Origin of the sequence: Bradyrhizobium sp. AZCC 1588 (genome assembly GCF_036924735.1) — a bacterium.
GTDB lineage: Bacteria > Pseudomonadota > Alphaproteobacteria > Rhizobiales > Xanthobacteraceae > Bradyrhizobium.
In genome coordinates, this window is record NZ_JAZHSC010000001.1 from 6,356,096 (window position 1) to 6,373,226 (window position 17,131).

The 17,131-nt window shown below is 64.4% G+C and carries 16 protein-coding genes; 13 read left to right on the top strand and 3 right to left on the bottom strand.

From position 1 onward, the window contains the following. Positions 1 to 213: 213 nt before the first annotated feature. Positions 214 to 1,428, top strand: coding sequence for a GGDEF domain-containing protein (locus tag V1277_RS29585; RefSeq protein WP_334419312.1), 1,215 nt, complete (start codon positions 214 to 216; stop codon positions 1,426 to 1,428). Positions 1,429 to 1,462: 34 nt separating this feature from the next. Here V1277_RS29585 and V1277_RS29590 read toward each other — a convergent pair whose 3' ends face one another. Beyond that, the gene (locus V1277_RS29590) at positions 1,463 to 2,281 is read right to left on the bottom strand and encodes an IclR family transcriptional regulator (RefSeq protein ID WP_334419313.1); all 819 of its coding nucleotides are present in this window, start codon (positions 2,279 to 2,281) and stop codon (positions 1,463 to 1,465) included. Positions 2,282 to 2,414: 133 nt separating this feature from the next. Between V1277_RS29590 and V1277_RS29595 the strand changes: the two genes are divergently transcribed. The 7 genes from V1277_RS29595 to V1277_RS29625 all read left to right on the top strand — a co-directional run bounded on the left by V1277_RS29595 (position 2,415) and on the right by V1277_RS29625 (position 9,522). Then, positions 2,415 to 3,338, top strand: coding sequence for a dihydrodipicolinate synthase family protein (locus V1277_RS29595; protein WP_334419314.1), 924 nt, complete (start codon positions 2,415 to 2,417; stop codon positions 3,336 to 3,338). Between the two features lie 25 nt (positions 3,339 to 3,363). Next, on the top strand, positions 3,364 to 4,827 hold the full coding sequence (locus V1277_RS29600; protein ID WP_334419315.1) for an FAD-binding oxidoreductase: 1,464 nt from the start codon (positions 3,364 to 3,366) through the stop codon (positions 4,825 to 4,827). Positions 4,828 to 4,829: 2 nt separating this feature from the next. Further along, positions 4,830 to 5,942, top strand: a complete 1,113-nt coding sequence (locus V1277_RS29605; RefSeq protein ID WP_334419316.1) for a four-carbon acid sugar kinase family protein — start codon at positions 4,830 to 4,832, stop codon at positions 5,940 to 5,942. Further along, a complete protein-coding gene (gene pdxA / locus V1277_RS29610; RefSeq protein ID WP_334419317.1) occupies positions 5,939 to 6,979 on the top strand; it encodes a 4-hydroxythreonine-4-phosphate dehydrogenase PdxA in 1,041 nt (346 codons plus the stop codon). The genes V1277_RS29605 and pdxA overlap by 4 nt, the downstream gene beginning before the upstream one ends. Before the next feature lie 13 nt (positions 6,980 to 6,992). After that, a complete protein-coding gene (locus V1277_RS29615; RefSeq protein WP_334419318.1) occupies positions 6,993 to 8,123 on the top strand; it encodes an iron-containing alcohol dehydrogenase in 1,131 nt (376 codons plus the stop codon). Between the two features lie 52 nt (positions 8,124 to 8,175). Beyond that, positions 8,176 to 9,147 carry a Bug family tripartite tricarboxylate transporter substrate binding protein gene (locus tag V1277_RS29620; RefSeq protein ID WP_334419319.1) on the top strand — a complete coding sequence of 324 codons (972 nt, stop codon included), beginning with the start codon at positions 8,176 to 8,178 and terminating at the stop codon, positions 9,145 to 9,147. Between the two features lie 138 nt (positions 9,148 to 9,285). Next, the gene (locus V1277_RS29625; protein WP_334420489.1) at positions 9,286 to 9,522 is read left to right on the top strand and encodes a hypothetical protein; all 237 of its coding nucleotides are present in this window, start codon (positions 9,286 to 9,288) and stop codon (positions 9,520 to 9,522) included. 10 nt (positions 9,523 to 9,532) lie between these two features. On the opposite strand, the gene V1277_RS29630 is transcribed toward V1277_RS29625, so the two are convergent. Continuing rightward, the gene (locus V1277_RS29630) at positions 9,533 to 11,686 is read right to left on the bottom strand and encodes a carboxypeptidase regulatory-like domain-containing protein (protein ID WP_334419320.1); all 2,154 of its coding nucleotides are present in this window, start codon (positions 11,684 to 11,686) and stop codon (positions 9,533 to 9,535) included. 214 nt (positions 11,687 to 11,900) lie between these two features. Here V1277_RS29630 and V1277_RS29635 point away from each other — a divergent pair, with 214 nt between their 5' ends. Next, positions 11,901 to 12,203: an antibiotic biosynthesis monooxygenase family protein gene (locus V1277_RS29635; RefSeq protein WP_057839131.1), complete on the top strand. Its 303-nt coding sequence runs from the start codon at positions 11,901 to 11,903 to the stop codon at positions 12,201 to 12,203. Positions 12,204 to 12,208: 5 nt separating this feature from the next. On the opposite strand, the gene V1277_RS29640 is transcribed toward V1277_RS29635, so the two are convergent. Further along, positions 12,209 to 13,336 (bottom strand): AI-2E family transporter, encoded by a 1,128-nt coding sequence (locus V1277_RS29640; RefSeq protein ID WP_334419321.1) that lies wholly within the window; start codon positions 13,334 to 13,336, stop codon positions 12,209 to 12,211. Between the two features lie 146 nt (positions 13,337 to 13,482). Between V1277_RS29640 and V1277_RS29645 the strand changes: the two genes are divergently transcribed. The 4 genes from V1277_RS29645 (at position 13,483) to V1277_RS29660 (ending at position 17,110) form a co-directional block, all read left to right on the top strand. Beyond that, positions 13,483 to 14,178: a hypothetical protein gene (locus V1277_RS29645; RefSeq protein ID WP_334419322.1), complete on the top strand. Its 696-nt coding sequence runs from the start codon at positions 13,483 to 13,485 to the stop codon at positions 14,176 to 14,178. 123 nt (positions 14,179 to 14,301) lie between these two features. Then, positions 14,302 to 15,072, top strand: coding sequence for a gamma-glutamyl-gamma-aminobutyrate hydrolase family protein (locus V1277_RS29650; RefSeq protein ID WP_334375045.1), 771 nt, complete (start codon positions 14,302 to 14,304; stop codon positions 15,070 to 15,072). A gap of 126 nt (positions 15,073 to 15,198) precedes the next feature. Further along, positions 15,199 to 15,534 (top strand): hypothetical protein, encoded by a 336-nt coding sequence (locus V1277_RS29655; protein WP_334419323.1) that lies wholly within the window; start codon positions 15,199 to 15,201, stop codon positions 15,532 to 15,534. A 10-nt stretch (positions 15,535 to 15,544) separates the two neighbouring features. Further along, positions 15,545 to 17,110 (top strand): hybrid sensor histidine kinase/response regulator, encoded by a 1,566-nt coding sequence (locus V1277_RS29660; protein WP_334420490.1) that lies wholly within the window; start codon positions 15,545 to 15,547, stop codon positions 17,108 to 17,110. Positions 17,111 to 17,131 lie beyond the last annotated feature (21 nt).

A 17,131-nucleotide genomic window follows, 5' to 3' on the forward strand; every position in this document is an offset into this window, starting at 1 on the left:
GATTGCTGCATTTCACCGGACGAAAAAAGGGCGCCAATCGGCGCCCTTTTTGCTTACTATTTAGTGATGGGTGACCACGGATTTTCGTGAAAACTTGCTTACCCGCACTCACGAAATTGGAACACGGCCCTCCTAGTGTCCCTGATGCGATGGCGCGAAATTGCATTTCAGTGTGCGCCGAACAAGTTGCATCACACGCGTTCGGGTGAGCCCATGTCGTTCGATACTTCAACGCTGTATTTATTTGCCACGATGGTCGCAGGCATGCTCGGGGCCATGCTGGTGCTGTTCGGCAGGCAGGAAAACATTCCAGCCTTGAAGTGGTGGGGGACGGCCTATCTGCTTGGCGCATCGTCGGTGGCGATCTGGACCATCGGCGGCGTCAAACTCGGCGAGCCGTTGTTGCTGGCGCTGCATGCGCTTGGTTTCGTGGCCTGCGGCATGGTCTGGAACGCCGCGCGCGTATTCCACGGCCGCAAGCCCAACCTGCCGGGGCTTTTCCTCGGCGCGATCGCCTGGGTCGGCACGGTGCTGGCTTTGCCATCCGTGAATCCCGCCATGCGGCTGGTCGTCGGTGCGGCGATCGTCGCGATCTACGCGGGGCTGACGGCTTCCGAATTGTGGAGCGAGCGGCGCCGGACGATGCACAAGCGCTGGCCCGCGATCGCCGTGCCCGTAATGCATGGTTGCGTGCTGGCGCTGCCGATCTTGCTCGGCAGCCTGCTGCGCCCGCATGACGAGACGTTTGCCGGCAGCATCTGGGTGACGGCATTCTCGATCGAACTGATCTTGTATGCGATCGGCACCGTCTTCGTGATCTTCATGCTGGTGTCCGACCGCGCCGTGACAGTGCACAAGACCGCGGCCTCGGTCGATCCCTTGAGCGGAATGCTGAACCGCCGCGGCTTTTCGGAAGCCTGCAACCGCGTGATCGAACGCGAGGCCGCCGCGGGGCGGCCGGTGACGGTGATGATTTTCGACATCGACCATTTCAAGAGCGTCAACGACCGCTTCGGCCATCCGGCGGGCGACGAGATCCTCAAATTGTTCTCCACGGTCGTTATCAGCAATTTGCGCATCAGCGATCTGTCGGGGCGCATCGGCGGCGAGGAGTTCGCGGCGTTGTTGCCGTGCGCGCTGGAAGAGGGCGTGATCGTGGCCGAGCGCGTGCGTGAGGCGTTCGAGGCGTCCAACATCGTCTGCGAGGAGGGGCCGGTCGACACCACCGTCAGCATCGGCGTCGCCGGCGGGCCGGCGGGGACGGAGCTCGAAGTGTTGCTGGCGGCAGCAGATACCGCGCTCTATCAGGCCAAGCGCGGCGGCCGCAACCGTGTCGAGGCCGCGGAAGAGCTGCCGCTGTCGCTCGAGAAGTGGCGGCGCAAGACCGCGGGGCGCGCAGCTTCGCAACGCCAGGCGCCGGCGACCTAGCGAAGAGCGCGGCTGCGCTAGGCGGGCTGAAGTATTAGTTCGATAACCCGGATTTGATCGCGAGGTCCTGCACGACAGCCGCGACACGCGTCAGTTGGGGCAGGGCCTGGTCGCGGAAGGCGGCCATGTCCATGCGCGTCGCATCGACCGTGACGCTCAAACCGGCGGTCACCGAACCTTGTGCATCGAAGATCGGCGCTGCCAGCGTGCGCAGACCGTAAGCATTTTCGCCGTCGGAGATCGCGTAACCCTGCTGCCTGACCAAGTCGAGCCGATCGAGCAGGGCATCGAGTTCCGTCAGCGTTCGCTCCGACAATTTGATGCGAGGCCGCGATTCCAGCCGGTGGATTTGCTCGTCCCGCGGCAGATGCGCCAGCAGGACATGGCCGAGTGCGGCGCTGTAAGCCGGAATTCGCGTGCCTGGCCGGCGGTCCATCTTGTGCCGGTCAAGGCCCGTGCCGACGCGAGCGAGATAGATCACGTCCCCACCGTCCAGCGCGCCGAGCGACGCTGCGTCGCTCACAGAGGGCACGAGATCGCGCAGCAACGGCTCGGCCAGAGCGCGCAGCGTGCCCCCTGACAGCACCGTGTAGCCGAGATCGAGACAGGCGACGCCGAGCCTGAACCGACGGCTCTGCGGAACGGGATTGAGATAGCCAAGCTCAATAAGCGTCTGGATCAGACGGAACGCCGTTCCGCGATCGAGATTGGCACGCGCGGCGATCTCGCTCAGCGTCAGCTCGAAGGCGTCGCTGGAAAAACTCTGCAGAACGGCGAAGGCCTTACCGACGGATGCGACGTAGTTCTTTGGATTGTTCGGCGCGGTCGGTGCACGCTTGGATGTCTTGGCCATCTCGTCAATGCCCGCTTGCAAGAACGACGGCCGGCGGGTCTTGACGGCGCCGCCGGTCCGGTTCTAGGAGAGTACAGAGCATATAACAAATGTTCGCATTCCGAACAACGGGATTCGGGCGATCGGAGGAAGTTTGTCGACAGCATCCCTGTATCCTCGTGGCGTGTTCTGCGCGTCGCTGACGCCACTCGACGTTGAGCTCGCACCCGACCACGCACGATTCGTCGCGCATTGCCGCTATCTCCTGAGCGAGGGCTGTGATGGCATCGCGTTGCTCGGCACCACCGGCGAGGCCAACTCGTTTTCCGTTGCCGAGCGTACCGCGCTGCTTGAGGCGGTCGTGCGGGACGGCATTGCGCCGAACCGGCTGCTGCCCGGAACCGGGGTCGCCGCGCTCACCGACACGATTGCGCTGACACGCCACGCGCTCTCGCTCGGCGTCGATACGGTGGTGATGCTGCCGCCATTCTATTACAAGGGCGTTACCGATGATGGCGTCTATGCATCCTACAGCGAAGTCGTGCAGCGACTTGGCGATGCGCGGCTCAAGATCGTGCTCTACCATATTCCCCAGATGTCGATGCAGCCGATCTCGCATGCCCTGATCGAGCGGCTGCGTGCGGCCTATCCGGCGACCTTCGTCGGCATCAAGGATTCCTCGGGCGACTTCGCCAATATGACCGCCATGGTCGAGCGCTTTCCGGGTTTTGCGGTATTGGCCGGCGCGGATCCGCTGCTGTTGCCGCTGCTGCGCAAGGGAGGCGCGGGTTGCATCACCGCGACCTCCAATCTCGTGGCGCGCGATCTTGCCTATGTCTATGGGCACTTCCGTGACAGCGACGATGACGCCGGCCTTGCGGCGGCGCAGGCACGCATCGTGAAGGCGCGCGAGCTTGTCTCGCGGTTTGCGCAGATGGCATCGCTGAAGGCGCTGATTGCGCAGCGCACCGGTCATGCCGGGTGGCAACGCCTACGGCCGCCGCTGGAATCTCTACCGGGTCCGCAGTTGAAAGAGCTCCTTGCCGACGCTGGCGCGTTTGACGCCGCCCGCGTCTAGCGCGAGTGGGCAGCGAGATGATCTGATGACCGGATCTTTCCAAAATGTGCTTGCTGGATTGGCGGCGATCGTCGGCGACAATCATGTCATCGATTCCGCACCGGATCAGGAGCCTTATGTGACGGACTGGCGCGGACGCTATCGCGGCCAGGCCGTTGCGGTCGTCAAGCCCGGCTCGACCGCCGAGGTTGCGGCGGTTGTCCGCTATTGCGCCGACAAGCGGCTTTCGATCGTCCCGCAAGGCGGCAACACCGGCATGTGCGGCGCCGCCACACCGGATGATGGCGCACTCAATGTCGTGATCCGGCTCGATCGCATGCGGCTGGTGCGCGACGTCAGCCCGCTCGCCAATACGATTACGGTGGAGGCCGGCTGCATCCTAGCCGAAGTGCAGGCCGCCGCCTCGGCCGTGGACCGTCATTTTCCGTTGAGTCTTGGCGCCGAGGGTTCGTGCCAGATCGGCGGCAATATCTCCACCAACGCCGGCGGAACGGCGGTGCTGCGCTATGGCCCGATGCGCGACCTGGTGCTCGGGCTGGAAGTCGTGCTGCCGGACGGACGCATCTTCAACGGCCTACGTGCGCTGCGCAAAGACAATACGGGCTACGCGCTCAAGCAGCTCTTCATCGGCGCGGAAGGCACGCTCGGCATCGTCACCGCGGCGGTGCTGAAGCTGTTCGCGCCGCCGCGCAGTTCGGCCCTGGCGCTGCTCAAATTGCAGAGCGTCGACCAGGCGCTGCAGATCATGCAGCGGCTGCGCGGCGCCGTCGGCGACCGGCTCAGCAGTCTGGAAATCATGTCGCGCAGTCAGATCGAGGCGATCGCGGCGACCGTGCCGCACGTCACCATTCCTTTCGAACTCACCACGCCCTGGTATCTGATCGTCGAACTGACCGATACGCTGGCCGGCATCGATCTCAACGAGCCATTGGCCGCCGTCCTGTCAGACGCGATGGATGCTGGTCTTGCCGAGGATGCCGTGCTGGCCTCGAGCCTCGCCCAAGCGAAGGCGATCTGGGCAGTGCGGCACAGCGTATCCGAAGGCAACAAGCGCAGCGGCTACGTGGTGTCGCACGACAGCGTGGTTCCGCTGGAGCGGCAGGCCGCGTTCGTCGCCGGTGTCGAAGCCAGGATCATGGCCGCCGTTCCCCATGCGCGCGTGGTGATGCATGGTCATATCGGCGACGGCAATATTCACGTGATCGCCCTGATCGACCGCGATCGCTGCAGCGACGCTGTCGCGACCGCCGCGCTGGTGGCGCAGATCAACGAGATCGTCGACGACGAGACGGCAGCGCAGGGCGGCGCCATCAGCGCCGAGCACGGCATCGGCATCACCAATCGCGGCCGGCTCGCGCGAGTTGCTGATCCGCTCGATATCGAACTGATGCGCGGCATCAAGCAACTGCTCGACCCGAACGGCCTGATGAATCCAGACAAGATTTTCGCGAGCGCCTGTCGCGCGACTGGCAACGCTGGAGCGGCCTGACGATGACGAGCGTCCGCCTTCTTGCCGACGATCTTACCGGTGCGCTCGACACCGCGGCTGAGTTCGTCGGGCTGTGCGGACCGTTCGATGTGACCTGGCCAGAAGCGCTCTCAACGAGCAGTTCGCCGAGCCTTGCGATCGACAGCGGCACACGCGAGCTTGCAAAGGCTGAGAGCGTCGAGATCGTCGGGCGGCTGGCGCCACTGCTTTGTGAAGGCACGATCGCCTACAAGAAGGTCGACAGCCTGTTGCGCGGGGCGTGGGTGGCCGAACTTGGCGCCTGCCTGCGCAGCGGCGATTGGGCCTCATGTGTCGTCGCACCGGCCTTCGCCTACCAGGGACGGCGCACGTGTGACGGCCAGCAATTCGCCCGCACGCCGGATGGCGACTGGTATCCGGTCGGCGCCAACCTTCTGGGGCAGCTCAAGGCGGAGAACATCGACGCCCGGCAAGGCCGGTCCGACACGGTGTCGCATGGTGGCGTCCAGGTCTTCGATGCCGAGAGCGACCGCGATCTCGATCGTGTTGTCGAGATGGGCCGTCAGCTTGCTGCGCCCGTCCTGTGGTGCGGGAGCGGCGGATTGGCCGGTGCCTTGGCACGCGGCCGCCGCGCTGATGCGCCGCGCCATCTGAAAAAGCCGGTACTGGGATTGTTCGGCTCCGATCAGATCGTCACCGCGTCCCAGCTTGAGGCGTGCGGAGAGGCCACCATCGCCCTTGCCGAGGCCGAGGCCGGAGGTGCGGCGCGGGTGCACCGCAAACTTGCCGATGACGGTGTGGCGCTGGTGAAGTTTTCGCTTTCCGAGGGCCTTTCGCGCCCCGAGGCGGCCCGGCGCATCGCGCGTGAAATGACCGCGTTGATTGCAGCACTTGATCCTCCCGGTACGCTGATCGTTGCCGGTGGCGAGACCTTGAAGGCGCTCTGCGTCGCGCTCGGTGCGCAGGCGTTGCAGGTCGCAGGCCGCCTCGTGCCGGGCCTGCCGCGCTCGACCCTGCGGGGCGGCCGTTGGGCTGGCGTTGACGTGATCTCCAAATCCGGAGCGTTTGGTACAAGGGAGCTATGGCGCGATCTGCTCCATGCCAATCAATTGCTCAGCACAGGGAAACCGACATGACCTCTCGCCATCTCGCGATCACCATGGGCGATCCGGCCGGGATCGGGCCGGAAATCATCGTCAAGGCCTGCATTGGCTTGCAGGACAGGATCGCCAAGGGCGATCTGCGCCTCCTGATCATTGGCAGCGGAGCTGCGTTGGAGGGCGCCAAGGCTACGCTCGGTGCCAACGTCGCGATACCGCAGGTGAGCGCTGAAGACCGCGACTGGCCCAATCTCTGCTTTCTGCAGGCGGACGCCGAGGGCGCGCCGATCCGTCCGGGCGTGCTGAGTGCCGACGGCGGACGCTTTGCGTTCAAGGCGGTCGAGCAGGGTGTGCGGCTGACGCAGGCCGGGCGGACCGCGGCCATCGTTACCGCGCCTTTGAATAAGGAGGCGCTCAACAAGGCGGGCTACCACTATCCCGGACACACGGAAATGCTGGCGCATCTCACCGGCGTACGCGGCTCTGTGATGCTGCTCGCCCATGGCAATATGCGCGTCAGCCATGTCTCGACCCATGTGGCGCTGGAGGACGTGCCGAAACGGTTGACCCCGGAGCGGCTCCGTCAGGTGATCGATCTCACCAACGACGCGCTGCACCGGCTCGGCATCGCGCGCCCGAAGATCGCCATCGCGGCGCTCAATCCGCATGCGGGCGAGGGTGGGTTGTTCGGTCGGCAGGATATCGACGTCTCGGCACCGACCATCGCCAGGGCGGTCGCCGACGGCCTCGATGTCGTTGGCCCGGTGCCCGGCGACACCATCTTCGTCAAGCTGCGTGCCGGTCAGTTCGATGCCGCGGTCGCGATGTATCACGACCAGGGGCACATTCCTGTGAAGCTGCTCGGCTTCCAGGTCGATCCCGCGACCGGCCGCTGGCAAGAGCTATCCGGCGTCAACATCACGCTCGGACTTCCCATAATCCGCACATCCGTTGATCACGGCACGGCCTTCGACATCGCAGGCAAGGGGATCGCCAACGAGCACAGCCTGATCGAGGCCATCGACTATGCCGAGCGCCTGGCCGGCGGCATGTCGTCACCGTCAAAACAATGAGATGAACGTCCAGATGACCAATTCCTTCACGGCGATCGAGATCCTTCGTCCTAATGCCGTCGAGTTCGGTTGCGGGACAGTCACGGCCGCGGCTCGCTTCGCCGAGCAGATCGGCGCGCGGCGGCCCTTGGTGATTTCGGACCCCTTCAACGCGCGGCGCGTCGATCAGTTGGCGTTGCCCCGAGCAGTCAAGGTATTCGGCGACGTCAAGCCCGAGCCGGATCTGCCCAACCTCGAAAAGGCAGTGGCGATGGCGCGCGAAGCCGCGCCCGACCTCATCGTCGGTTTCGGCGGCGGTAGCGCGATGGATCTCGCCAAGCTGGTCGCCGTGCTCTGCACCGGCGATACGGCCTTTGCCGACATCGTCGGTGCGGAAAAGGTTGCCGGCCGCAGCGTCGCGCTGATGCAGATTCCGACCACCTCGGGGACCGGCAGCGAAGCCGGCACCCGCGCGCTCGTGACCGATCCGGCGAGCCGAAACAAGCTTGCGGTCCAGAGCCGCTTCATGCTGGCCGATATCGCCATCGTCGATCCTGACCTCACGATGACCGTGCCAAAGGATGTCACCGCGGCGACCGGCGTCGACGCGCTGGCACATTGCGTTGAGGCTTACACCAGCCGCAAGGCGCATCCGGCGATCGATCTCTACGCGATCGAAGGGGCGAGGCTGGTCGGACGCTATCTGCGGCGCGCGGTTGCCGACGGCAGCGACCGCGAAGCGCGTGCTGGCCTTGCGCTGGCCTCGCTTTATGGCGGCTATTGCCTCGGCCCAGTGAATACGACGGCCGGTCACGCGGTGGCCTATCCGCTCGGCACGCGGCATCATGTGGCGCACGGCCTCGCCTGCGCGGTGATCTTCCCGCACACGCTGGCGTTCAACATGCCGGCAACTGCGACGAAGACGATCGCCGTGCTGCACGCGCTCGGCCTGCCGGAACGTAACGTTCCCGCGGCTGCGTTCGACGCCGCTTATGGTTTCTGCGCCGATCTCGGCATCGAGATGCGGTTGTCCGCGCTTGGTGTTCCCAAGGACGATCTCGCCGTCATGGCGGACGAGGCGCATGCCATCCGCCGTCTGCTTGACAACAACCCGCGCGATTTGAGCGGTGACGAGATTTTGAAGATGTACGAGACGGCGTTCTAGCCGGCCGCGGTGCGCGGCAGATAATTAATAACAGTAAGCAGAGGAAACCTAGATGAAATCAATGTGGCTTATTCTTGCGTCGGCGATGCTGCTGGCGGCGGCACCAGCGAAGGCAGAGGATGCGTATCCTTCCAGGCAGGTGAGCGTGATCGTTCCCTTCGCCGCCGGCGGCACCGCCGATATCTTCGCGCGCATGGTGGCCAATCATCTTCAGGCGAAACTGGGCAAGCCGTTCGTGGTCGAAAATGTCGGCGGCGCCGGCAGCATCGTCGGCGTGACCCGGCTGGCGCGCTCGGCACCCGACGGGCTGACCCTGGGCTTGGCGAGCACATCCGCGCTTGCGATCAATCCGTCGCTGTACGGTCCGAAGCTCAGCTATCAGCCCGACAAGGATTTGCAGCCGATCGTCCAGATCAGCGTCGTACCCAACGTGCTGGTCGTCAATCCCGACAAGATCAAGGCGCGGACCCTGCCGGACCTGATCGCCTACCTGAAGGCCAATCCGGACAAGGTCTCGTTCGGTTCGGCCGGCGTCGGCACCTCGCAGCACCTGGCCGGCGAGTTGTTCCAGCAGATGACCGGCACCAAGATGGTGCATGTGCCGTACAAGGGCTCGAGCACGATGCTGACCGATCTCCTCAGCGGCCAGATCGACCTTGCTTTCGACAACGTGCCGCTGCTCCTGCCGCAGGCGAAGACCGGCAAGCTCGCGCTGATCGCGGCCGCAACGCCCAAGCGCGCGTCGTTCGATCCGAATCTTCCCACCGTCGCCGAGCATCTACCCGGCTTCGAGGCGGTCGCCTGGCACGGCTTCTTCGTTCCGGCCGCCACGCCGAAACCGATCGTCGAAAGGCTGTCGGCGGAGATCCGGGCCTTCATGCAGCAGCCGGAGACGGTGCAGAAGATGGCCGAACTCGGCGCCGATGCCGTTGCGCTTGAGGCCCAACCGTTCGCGGCCTACATCGCTTCGGAGACGGCGCGATGGAAGAAGGTGATCGAAGCCGCCAACATCAAGCTGGAGTAGCGCTTCTCAGCGCTGCCTGAAACATTACGCGTGAACAAGGCGATATGTCCGGAGGCTAATTCAACACTTTCGAATTGGTCTCCGGATGAAGTTGGTGTGGTAACCTCCCGTTTACCATTCCATCCATATCATCTGCGTATGGATTTACCCCGCAGACAAAACTCACAGGCTGCCCTGATGTCGCTCGAAGCGGCTGCAGCCTCCACCCGCGGCGGGTTTGGCTGCATGTTCTCGACCTCGGAAGAATTCGAGATGGCGCTCATCACCGAGCGCCGTGCGCAGGGGCGTTACGTTCAGCGCAGAATGCGCTGGCCTGCCATCCTGTTCATCGGCTTTGCGCTGATGGTCGCCGGCACGGCGCTGCTGTTCGGCTAGCCGCTACTCCTCATTTTGCCAGTGGGTCGGGGCGCACCTGAATATGCACGGCGCGAGGCTTTGAGCCCTTGCCGCCCTCCATCAACCAGGGTGTGCGGTCGCCGCTTGAACTCCAGAGACCACGGCCTTTCCAGCCCGCGTTTGGATCGTCAATGCGTCCGTCGAGGCCCTTGGCAAAAAAGCCGAGCGGATAGGGGATGCGCAGCATCACCATCTGCCCGTCCCTGAAGGCGACGAAGCCGTCGTTGAGGTTGGCGGTCGAGATCGGGATGTTCTCGCCGAGGCCGCCCGTATTGTGGTGATCGACCCAGGTGTAATAGCTCGCCTCGGCGCTGGAGCTCTCGAACCCTTCGAAGCCGGGCCCCGGATATTTGAAGTAGGCGAAGCCTTCCGGGCAGTGATTGCCGGTCGCACCCGGCCCGTTCAGCGGCGCCTTGCACTTGCTGCGATCGAAGCGGATCAGGCTGCCGTTCGAGCCCGAGCCCCAGAGCACGCCGTTCTTGTCAATATCGCCGCCGCGAACGCCGATGCCTTCCTTCGGAATCGCGTAAAATTCCGAGAGCTTGGTCTTGGGATCGAACCGCATGAAGCCGGGTGGGCCGACGAACACGTTGACGGTGTACCAGACCGAGCCGTCGGTCGGATGCGGCATCACCGCGTAGGGCCCCGAGCCCGCGATCCGCATGTCCTTGCCGGCCTCCGCCGGCTTGCCCGGGTCGGTATATTCGTCGACCTTGCCGTTGCCGTTGGTGTCGAGCACGAATGGTGACCACCCCTGCGCTTTGACGGCATCGCCGGTCTCGTCCCATAGCCTGGTGTTCACCCATCCGGCGACCGGGCCGGTCCCCGAGAGCCACAGCGTATCGTCGGCGTCGTAGCCGAATTGCGGATGATGGGTGCCGAAGCAGGTATCGACGAAACTGTACTTCTGAGTCTTGGGATCGAATACCGACACTTGCCGGCCCGAGCGTTCGATCGGAAACGCCTTGGCCGACGGGTGATCAGACCCCTTCTTGCAATACGCCGGATTTTCGATGCCGCGCACCGCCGCCGCCAACCACAGGCGGCCCTTCTTGTCCAACATGCTGTTGTGATTATTGGTCCGCTGGCTCCAGATCTTCTCGTCGCCCCAATAGGCCGAAGGGCTGACCGGATTGAGCAGGGCCGTGCCATGGAGCGGAGGGCCGAACGATTCCGGCGCATTGGGATCGGCGACCGGCATCTTTGAGAACGTCACCTTGTGCGTTTTGGGATCGAGGATCGGCATGTCGTCCGATGAGTATTCGTTCGCTCCGAACAGCGGGCCGTAGGCATTGACGGTCGGGTAGCGGCGGTCCGAGGAAATCAGGTCATGGACGAAGTGTTTTTCGGTCGCCCATTCCCACGACGAGATCACGATATTGCGCTCGATGCCGGCCGGCCGCGGTGGCTTTTCTTTCGGCAGTTCGCCCTTGGCGACCCGGTCGGTCCAGTCGCCGAAGTACTTGAACGGTACGCCGCCCATTTGCCCCGCGAGCCGGTTCACCATCCATTCGCCTGTTTGCCCTGCGGCAACGCGGCGCATCCAGGCTTCCTTGCCCGATTTGAATTCGCCGAACGCGGCCGGGATCGTACGCGTGGACTCTTGGCCGAGCTGATGGCAGCCGATGCAGTCGACATTGTTCATCCGCTGGCGCCAGATCTCCTGCGTGATCTCCTTCGGGATCTCGGTGGAGCCGCCGAAATCTTTTGCCGGCGGGATCTTCATCATCGTGTACCAGTAGATCGCCGAATAATAATGAGCGGCCGCTGCCTCGTTCGGCGCCGGGACTGCCGTGAGATTGACCTGCTCGCCGGGCTTGGCGCGCAGCTTGGGTGAATCCACAAGGCCATAGCCGCGAACCCAGATCGCGTAGTTGACGTTCGGCGGCAGGTCCGGGATCACGTAACGGCCCTGGTCGTCGGTGACGACGATCTTGGCGAATTTCGTCGGCAACTCGGTGGTTTCCGCAATCACCCAGACGCCGGACTCCGGGCCGTTCGGTCCGCGTACCACGCCGCCGATATCATCATTGTCGATGGCGACCGCCGGAGGCTGCTGCGCTTGCGATGGCGCCGCCCCCAAGCTCAGTCCACTTGCCGCCGCAGCCAGGGTGAAGGAGAACAGGATCCGACCGAGATTCATCGTTTCTCTCCCCGCGACCATGGGCTTGTTGTCGCTCGTTGTTGGCGCAAGCCTACACCAGACCAGGGTTGCGGCGGGAGCATGTCACTGGCGCGGTTTCCTCACGCTTGCGGCATTGAGAGCCACCGTGCATCGCAGCAAGATCCATGCATCCGCCTTTTGCTTTTGAGGCGGCTGGGTTAGACACGCCAATTCTCACGAGAGGGCGTAACCAATGATCACCGAAATCGCGCAAATCGACGTCAAGCCGGGCACCGAGAAGGATTTTGAAGCGGCCGTCGCAAAGGCGCGCCCGCTGTTCCTGCGCGCCAAGGGCGGCAAGGGGTTTGAACTGCACAAATCGATCGAGAAGCCGCAGCGGTACCGGCTGGTGGCGAAGTGGGAGACGCTGGAAAACCACACCGTCGACTTTCGCGGCTCGGAAGATTTCACCGCCTGGCGCGCGCTGGTCGGCCCGTATTTCGCTTCGCCGCCCGAGGTCGAGCATACCGAGACGGTGCTGACCACGGCGGACTGAAGCCATCAGCCGGCCGCAATCGCGACCGGCGCGGCTTCCGCCTTGAAATGATCGATCATCACCTTGGCGATCGCCATCAGGGGCAGCGCGAGCGCCAGCCCCCAGATGCCGAACACGACGCCGAGCAGGATCTGGAACGCAAACAGCGTCGCAGGCGGAATGTCCAGCGCCTGCCGCTGAATGATCGGTGTCAGCACGTAGCTTTCCAGCGCGTGCACGCCGAGGAACAGGATGAAGGCGGAGAGGCCCGCAACCCATCCCGACGCGAGACTGGCCAGCACCACGATCAATCCGCCGAGGATCGCGCCGACAGTCGGGATGAAGGCGAGCAGGCCGGCCTGGATGCCCAGGATGAACGAGCTCTGGATGCCGATGATCGATAACCCGATCCAGGTTACCAGGAACACCGCAACCATGGTGATGATCTGCGCGATCAACCAGCGCTCCAGCGTCTCGCCGATCCGGTCGACGATCGCAACCGCACGCACGCGATGCTTCACGGGCGCCATGAACAGCAGTCCATTGCGGTAGACGCTCGGCTGGGTCGCGAAGGCAATCCCCAAAAACAGCACGATGAAGAAGTTTCCGACTGCGCTGGCGGTGCCCAGGATCAGTTTCAGGCTCTGGCTGAAGATGGCGCCGCCGCTGGCCGCAATCGTGCCGGCGCTGGGAAGCGTGTGCGGCGTCGGCGTCGCGGCGGGCGCCGGCGTGCCATCATCCGACGTCGACGACAGGGTGCCGAAATCGAAAAAGCTGGTGTCGATGCCGTTCCGCTCCAGGAAGCCTTTGACGTTGACGAGTTGCGATTTGAGCGTGTTGCTCAACGTCGTCGTCTGCTGGGCGATTGTGGTGCCGCCGAGGAAGACGATACCCGACAGCATGCCCGCGACCACCAGGCAGACCATCGTCAGGCGCAGCGCATGCGGCAGCCGCACCACGCGTCCGAGCAGGTTGCTCATGGCGTTGAGGGTGACGCCGAGCAGGATGCCGGAAAAGATCAGAAACAGCGTCGCGGCAAAGTGCCAGGTGAACACGAGCAGCGCGGCGAACAGCACGACGCCGATGCCGCCGACCGATATCGCCCACGCCAGATCGTTGCGGGCCTGAAGGCGATTGTCAGCCGGACCTGTCACGTTGATTCCTTCTCGCAGAATGTTGTCTGCAGTCTTTCGCCAAAAACGCCGCCGGGATCAAGCGGGAGCGCACGCGCCGGTTTGACGCTGCCGCGTCCGGTATGCCAAGCGGTAGACGAATCCGATATGGCGCCGGCGAGGATGAGATGAATTTCAAATGGTTCGGCCCGATTGCGCTGCTGGCGGCGCTTGTGATCGGCGACCAGATCAGAATCAACCGTCCCGCCCACAAATATCGCCTGACGGTCGAGGTCGAGACGCCGGAGGGGCGCAGATCGGCATCTGGCGTGGTGGCCGTTCATCCCGATCGCAGTTACACCCGCCGTGGTCAGACCCGCACCGTCGGCGACGCCATTTTCGTCGATCTCGGGCAGGGCAAGAATCTTGTCGCGCTGCTCGCGCATGTCGACAACAACCTCGTCCTCGACGACATGAACTACGTGGCTCTGCGCGCCTATACGGCGGCGGCCGGCAAGCGGGTCTCTTTTAGCGAGATGAGCCGGTTGACCGGCGTCGTGACGGTAAAGGACGCGTTGATCCCGGTGCTCGTGACCTTTACCGATCCGGCCAACCCCGGCACCGCGCGGCGGGTAGCACCCGACGATGCCGAGGCGGTGCTCGGCATAGGCTATCGCCTTCAGGAGATATCGGCTGAGGTGGTGCCGAACGGATATTGGCCGGTCGATTTCGGCGGCGCGCTGGGCGAGCCGGTCACGCGTGGAATTCAGGCGAAACTGCCGTGGCTGGGTGATGCCAGCAATTCGGCCGCTGCGGCGCTCCGGGCGGCCGGTTTGCCTGGGGCCGACGGCATCGACGCCCGGGAGGCTTTCACGCGAAAATAGCAGGGCAGGCCCGCGAGCCCCTGCCGGATATTGATCCGCCGCCGGCTCGCGGGCATTATCGTCTGCAATGGCGGCCCAACCCAGAAGGTCCTTGCACAAGACGATGACAGCGGAAAATTGGCGATGAGACGGCCCGTGGTCGGTGTGATCGGGAACGCTTATCGCGTCGAGAATCGTTTTCAGACCCAGATGGTCGGAGAGCGCAATTTGCGCGCGGTCACCGACGTGGCGGGGGCGCTGCCGCTGATGTTTGCCGGGTCGCCCGAGATTACCGACATCGGCGCGCTGCTCGACGTCGTCGATGGCATCGTGCTGACCGGGGCGCGGGCCAATGTCCATCCGACGCGCTTCAAGACCGAGCCGCACGAGAGGCACGAGCCCTACGACATCCACCGCGACGACGTCGCGCTGGCGCTGACGGAGGCCTGCGTTGCCCGCGGCGTGCCGATCTTCGGCATCTGCCGCGGCCTGCAGGAGATGAACGTCGCCTTCGGCGGCTCGTTGCATCCGGAAATCCGCGAGATCCCCGGCCGCATGAACCACCGCATGCCGCGGCTGGAGAACGGCGAAATCCACCCCGACCCCACGGTCGTGTTCGCCGACCGCCACGACGTCCACCTCACGCCCGGCGGCACCTTTGCGAGCCTGCTCGGCTGTGAAACCATCCGGGTGAATTCGCTGCACGGGCAGGGCATCCTCGAACCGGGGAGGCGCGTCGTCATCGAAGGCATTGCCGAGGACGGCACCATCGAAGCGATCCGGATCGCGGACGCGCCGAGCTTTGCGCTCGGCGTGCAGTGGCATGCCGAGTATGACCCGCAGCGCAACCCGATCAATCGCAAGCTGTTCGAGGCGTTCGGGGCGGCGCTCAAGGCGCACACGCGCGCGAGCTGACCGGACAGACCGCGACTGGGTGCGTCCCGGAGCGACCTGATCCGTAATCCTACGGGGCCGAAAAGATGGGACCGGCTCCGGGAAGTCGGTTAAGTCACCCATCATCACTACACTGGTAAAGCCGCCATGACGCAACCAGGACGTCTCGCGCCGGCGATGATCTTGCTGGTCCTCGTGACGTCCTGCGTCGTGAGCGCAGTGACCTATTTCCTGGCGACGCGCGCTCCCTCGCTGGGGCCGCTGGCGATCATCGTCAGCGCCGCGCTGGCGAGCACTGCAATCACCGGCCTGTTTGCGATTCTTGCTGCGGCGAGGCTTTGGCACAGGCTTTCCGATGTCGCGGGCCTTGCGGATGGACGCAACGGAGCGGAGGAGGGACGCGCTGACCAGACGCTGATCGACAGCGAAATGGCGCAAGCCATTATCGAAGGCTCCGCTCGACGCCTTTGTCCAGACCGATGAGCGCTGCGTCATCCTCGGCTGGAGCCCGCATGCCGAGGCCCTGATGGGATGGACGCGTACTGAGGCTGTCGGCCGGAGCGTGGACGAACTGGTCTTTCCGGAATCGCAGCGCGCCGTGCACCGGCAATGGGTCGACCGTTTCCTGAGCGAGGCGGCGGGCGACACCGTCGGAGGACGCTACGAAACGCCGCTGCTGCACAAGGACGGCCGCGAATTTTTCGCCGAAGTATCGCTCACAGCACTGCGCCGCGGCGAAGGTTACATCATCAACGCCTTCGTCAGGGACATCACCGCCAAGCGCGCCGCGGAGGAGCAATTGTTCCAGGCGCAGAAGATGGAATCGGTCGGGCAACTGACCGGCGGCATCGCCCACGACTTCAACAACGTGCTGACCGTGATCACGGGCACGATCGAAATCCTGGCCGACGGCGTCAAGCATGATCCGGCGCTCGCCTCGATCGCCCGGATGATCGGCGATGCCGCCGATCGCGCATCCCAGCTTACGGCCAACTTGCTGGCCTTTGCCCGCAAACAGCCGCTGCGTCCGCGCGAGACCGACGTCAATGCGCTGGTCGAGGAGGTGGTGCAACTGCTGGCGCCGACGCTCGGACGACAGATTCAAATCGAAACCGCATTGAGCGATCAGGTCTGGCCGGCTTTGGTCGACGGCAGCCAGCTCTCCTCCGCCCTCGTCAATCTCGCGATCAACGCCCGGGACGCCATGCCCGATGGCGGCAGGCTGCTGTTCAGGACGGGAAATCTTACGCGCGGTGAGCATGCCGCCGACATCGGCGGGCTCGGCGCGGGCGCCTATGTCGTGATCGAGGTGATCGATACCGGCGCCGGCATTCCACCCGCGATACGCGACAGGATTTTCGAGCCGTTCTTTTCGACCAAGCAGTTCGGCGTGGGCACGGGACTTGGGCTGAGCATGGTGTTCGGATTTGCAAAGCAATCCGGCGGCAGCGTCGTGGTCGAGAGCGAGGAGGGCAAGGGTGCCTGCTTCCGCATCCTTCTGCCCAAGGCCGATACCGAGCCTTCGGATGCGCTTGCCGCGAGCGATGCACCGCCGGAGGCGGACGGCGAACTGCGCAGCGGAGGCGAACTGCGCGGCGGAACGGAAACCATCCTCTGCGTGGAGGATGACGACGTGGTGCGGGCGCATGTCGTCGGCCGGCTCGAAAGCCTCGGCTACACGGTCATTGCCGCCGCCAGCGCGGCGCAGGCGCTCGAGCTGGTCAAATCCGGTGTGGCATTCGATCTTCTCTTCACGGACATCGTCATGCCCGGCGCGATCAACGGCCGGCAGCTTGCGGAGGAGGTCGCCAAGCTGCGCCGGCCGCTCCGGGTGCTCTATACGTCCGGCCACACCTTCGATGCCTTTGGTTCGAGCGAGCGCCTCGGCGAGGGCGTGCTGTTGCTCGCCAAGCCGTACCGCAAGGCCGAATTGGCGCGCATGCTGCGCCTCTGCCTCGACCGCGCCATCGACCACATGGGCGATCCAATTCCGCTGCCTTATTCGGCGCAGGAGGACGTCGATCGCTTCCTGAAGGAAAATCCGCCGAGGCGGGAGTAGGGCACGACGGCTGGCTCGCAA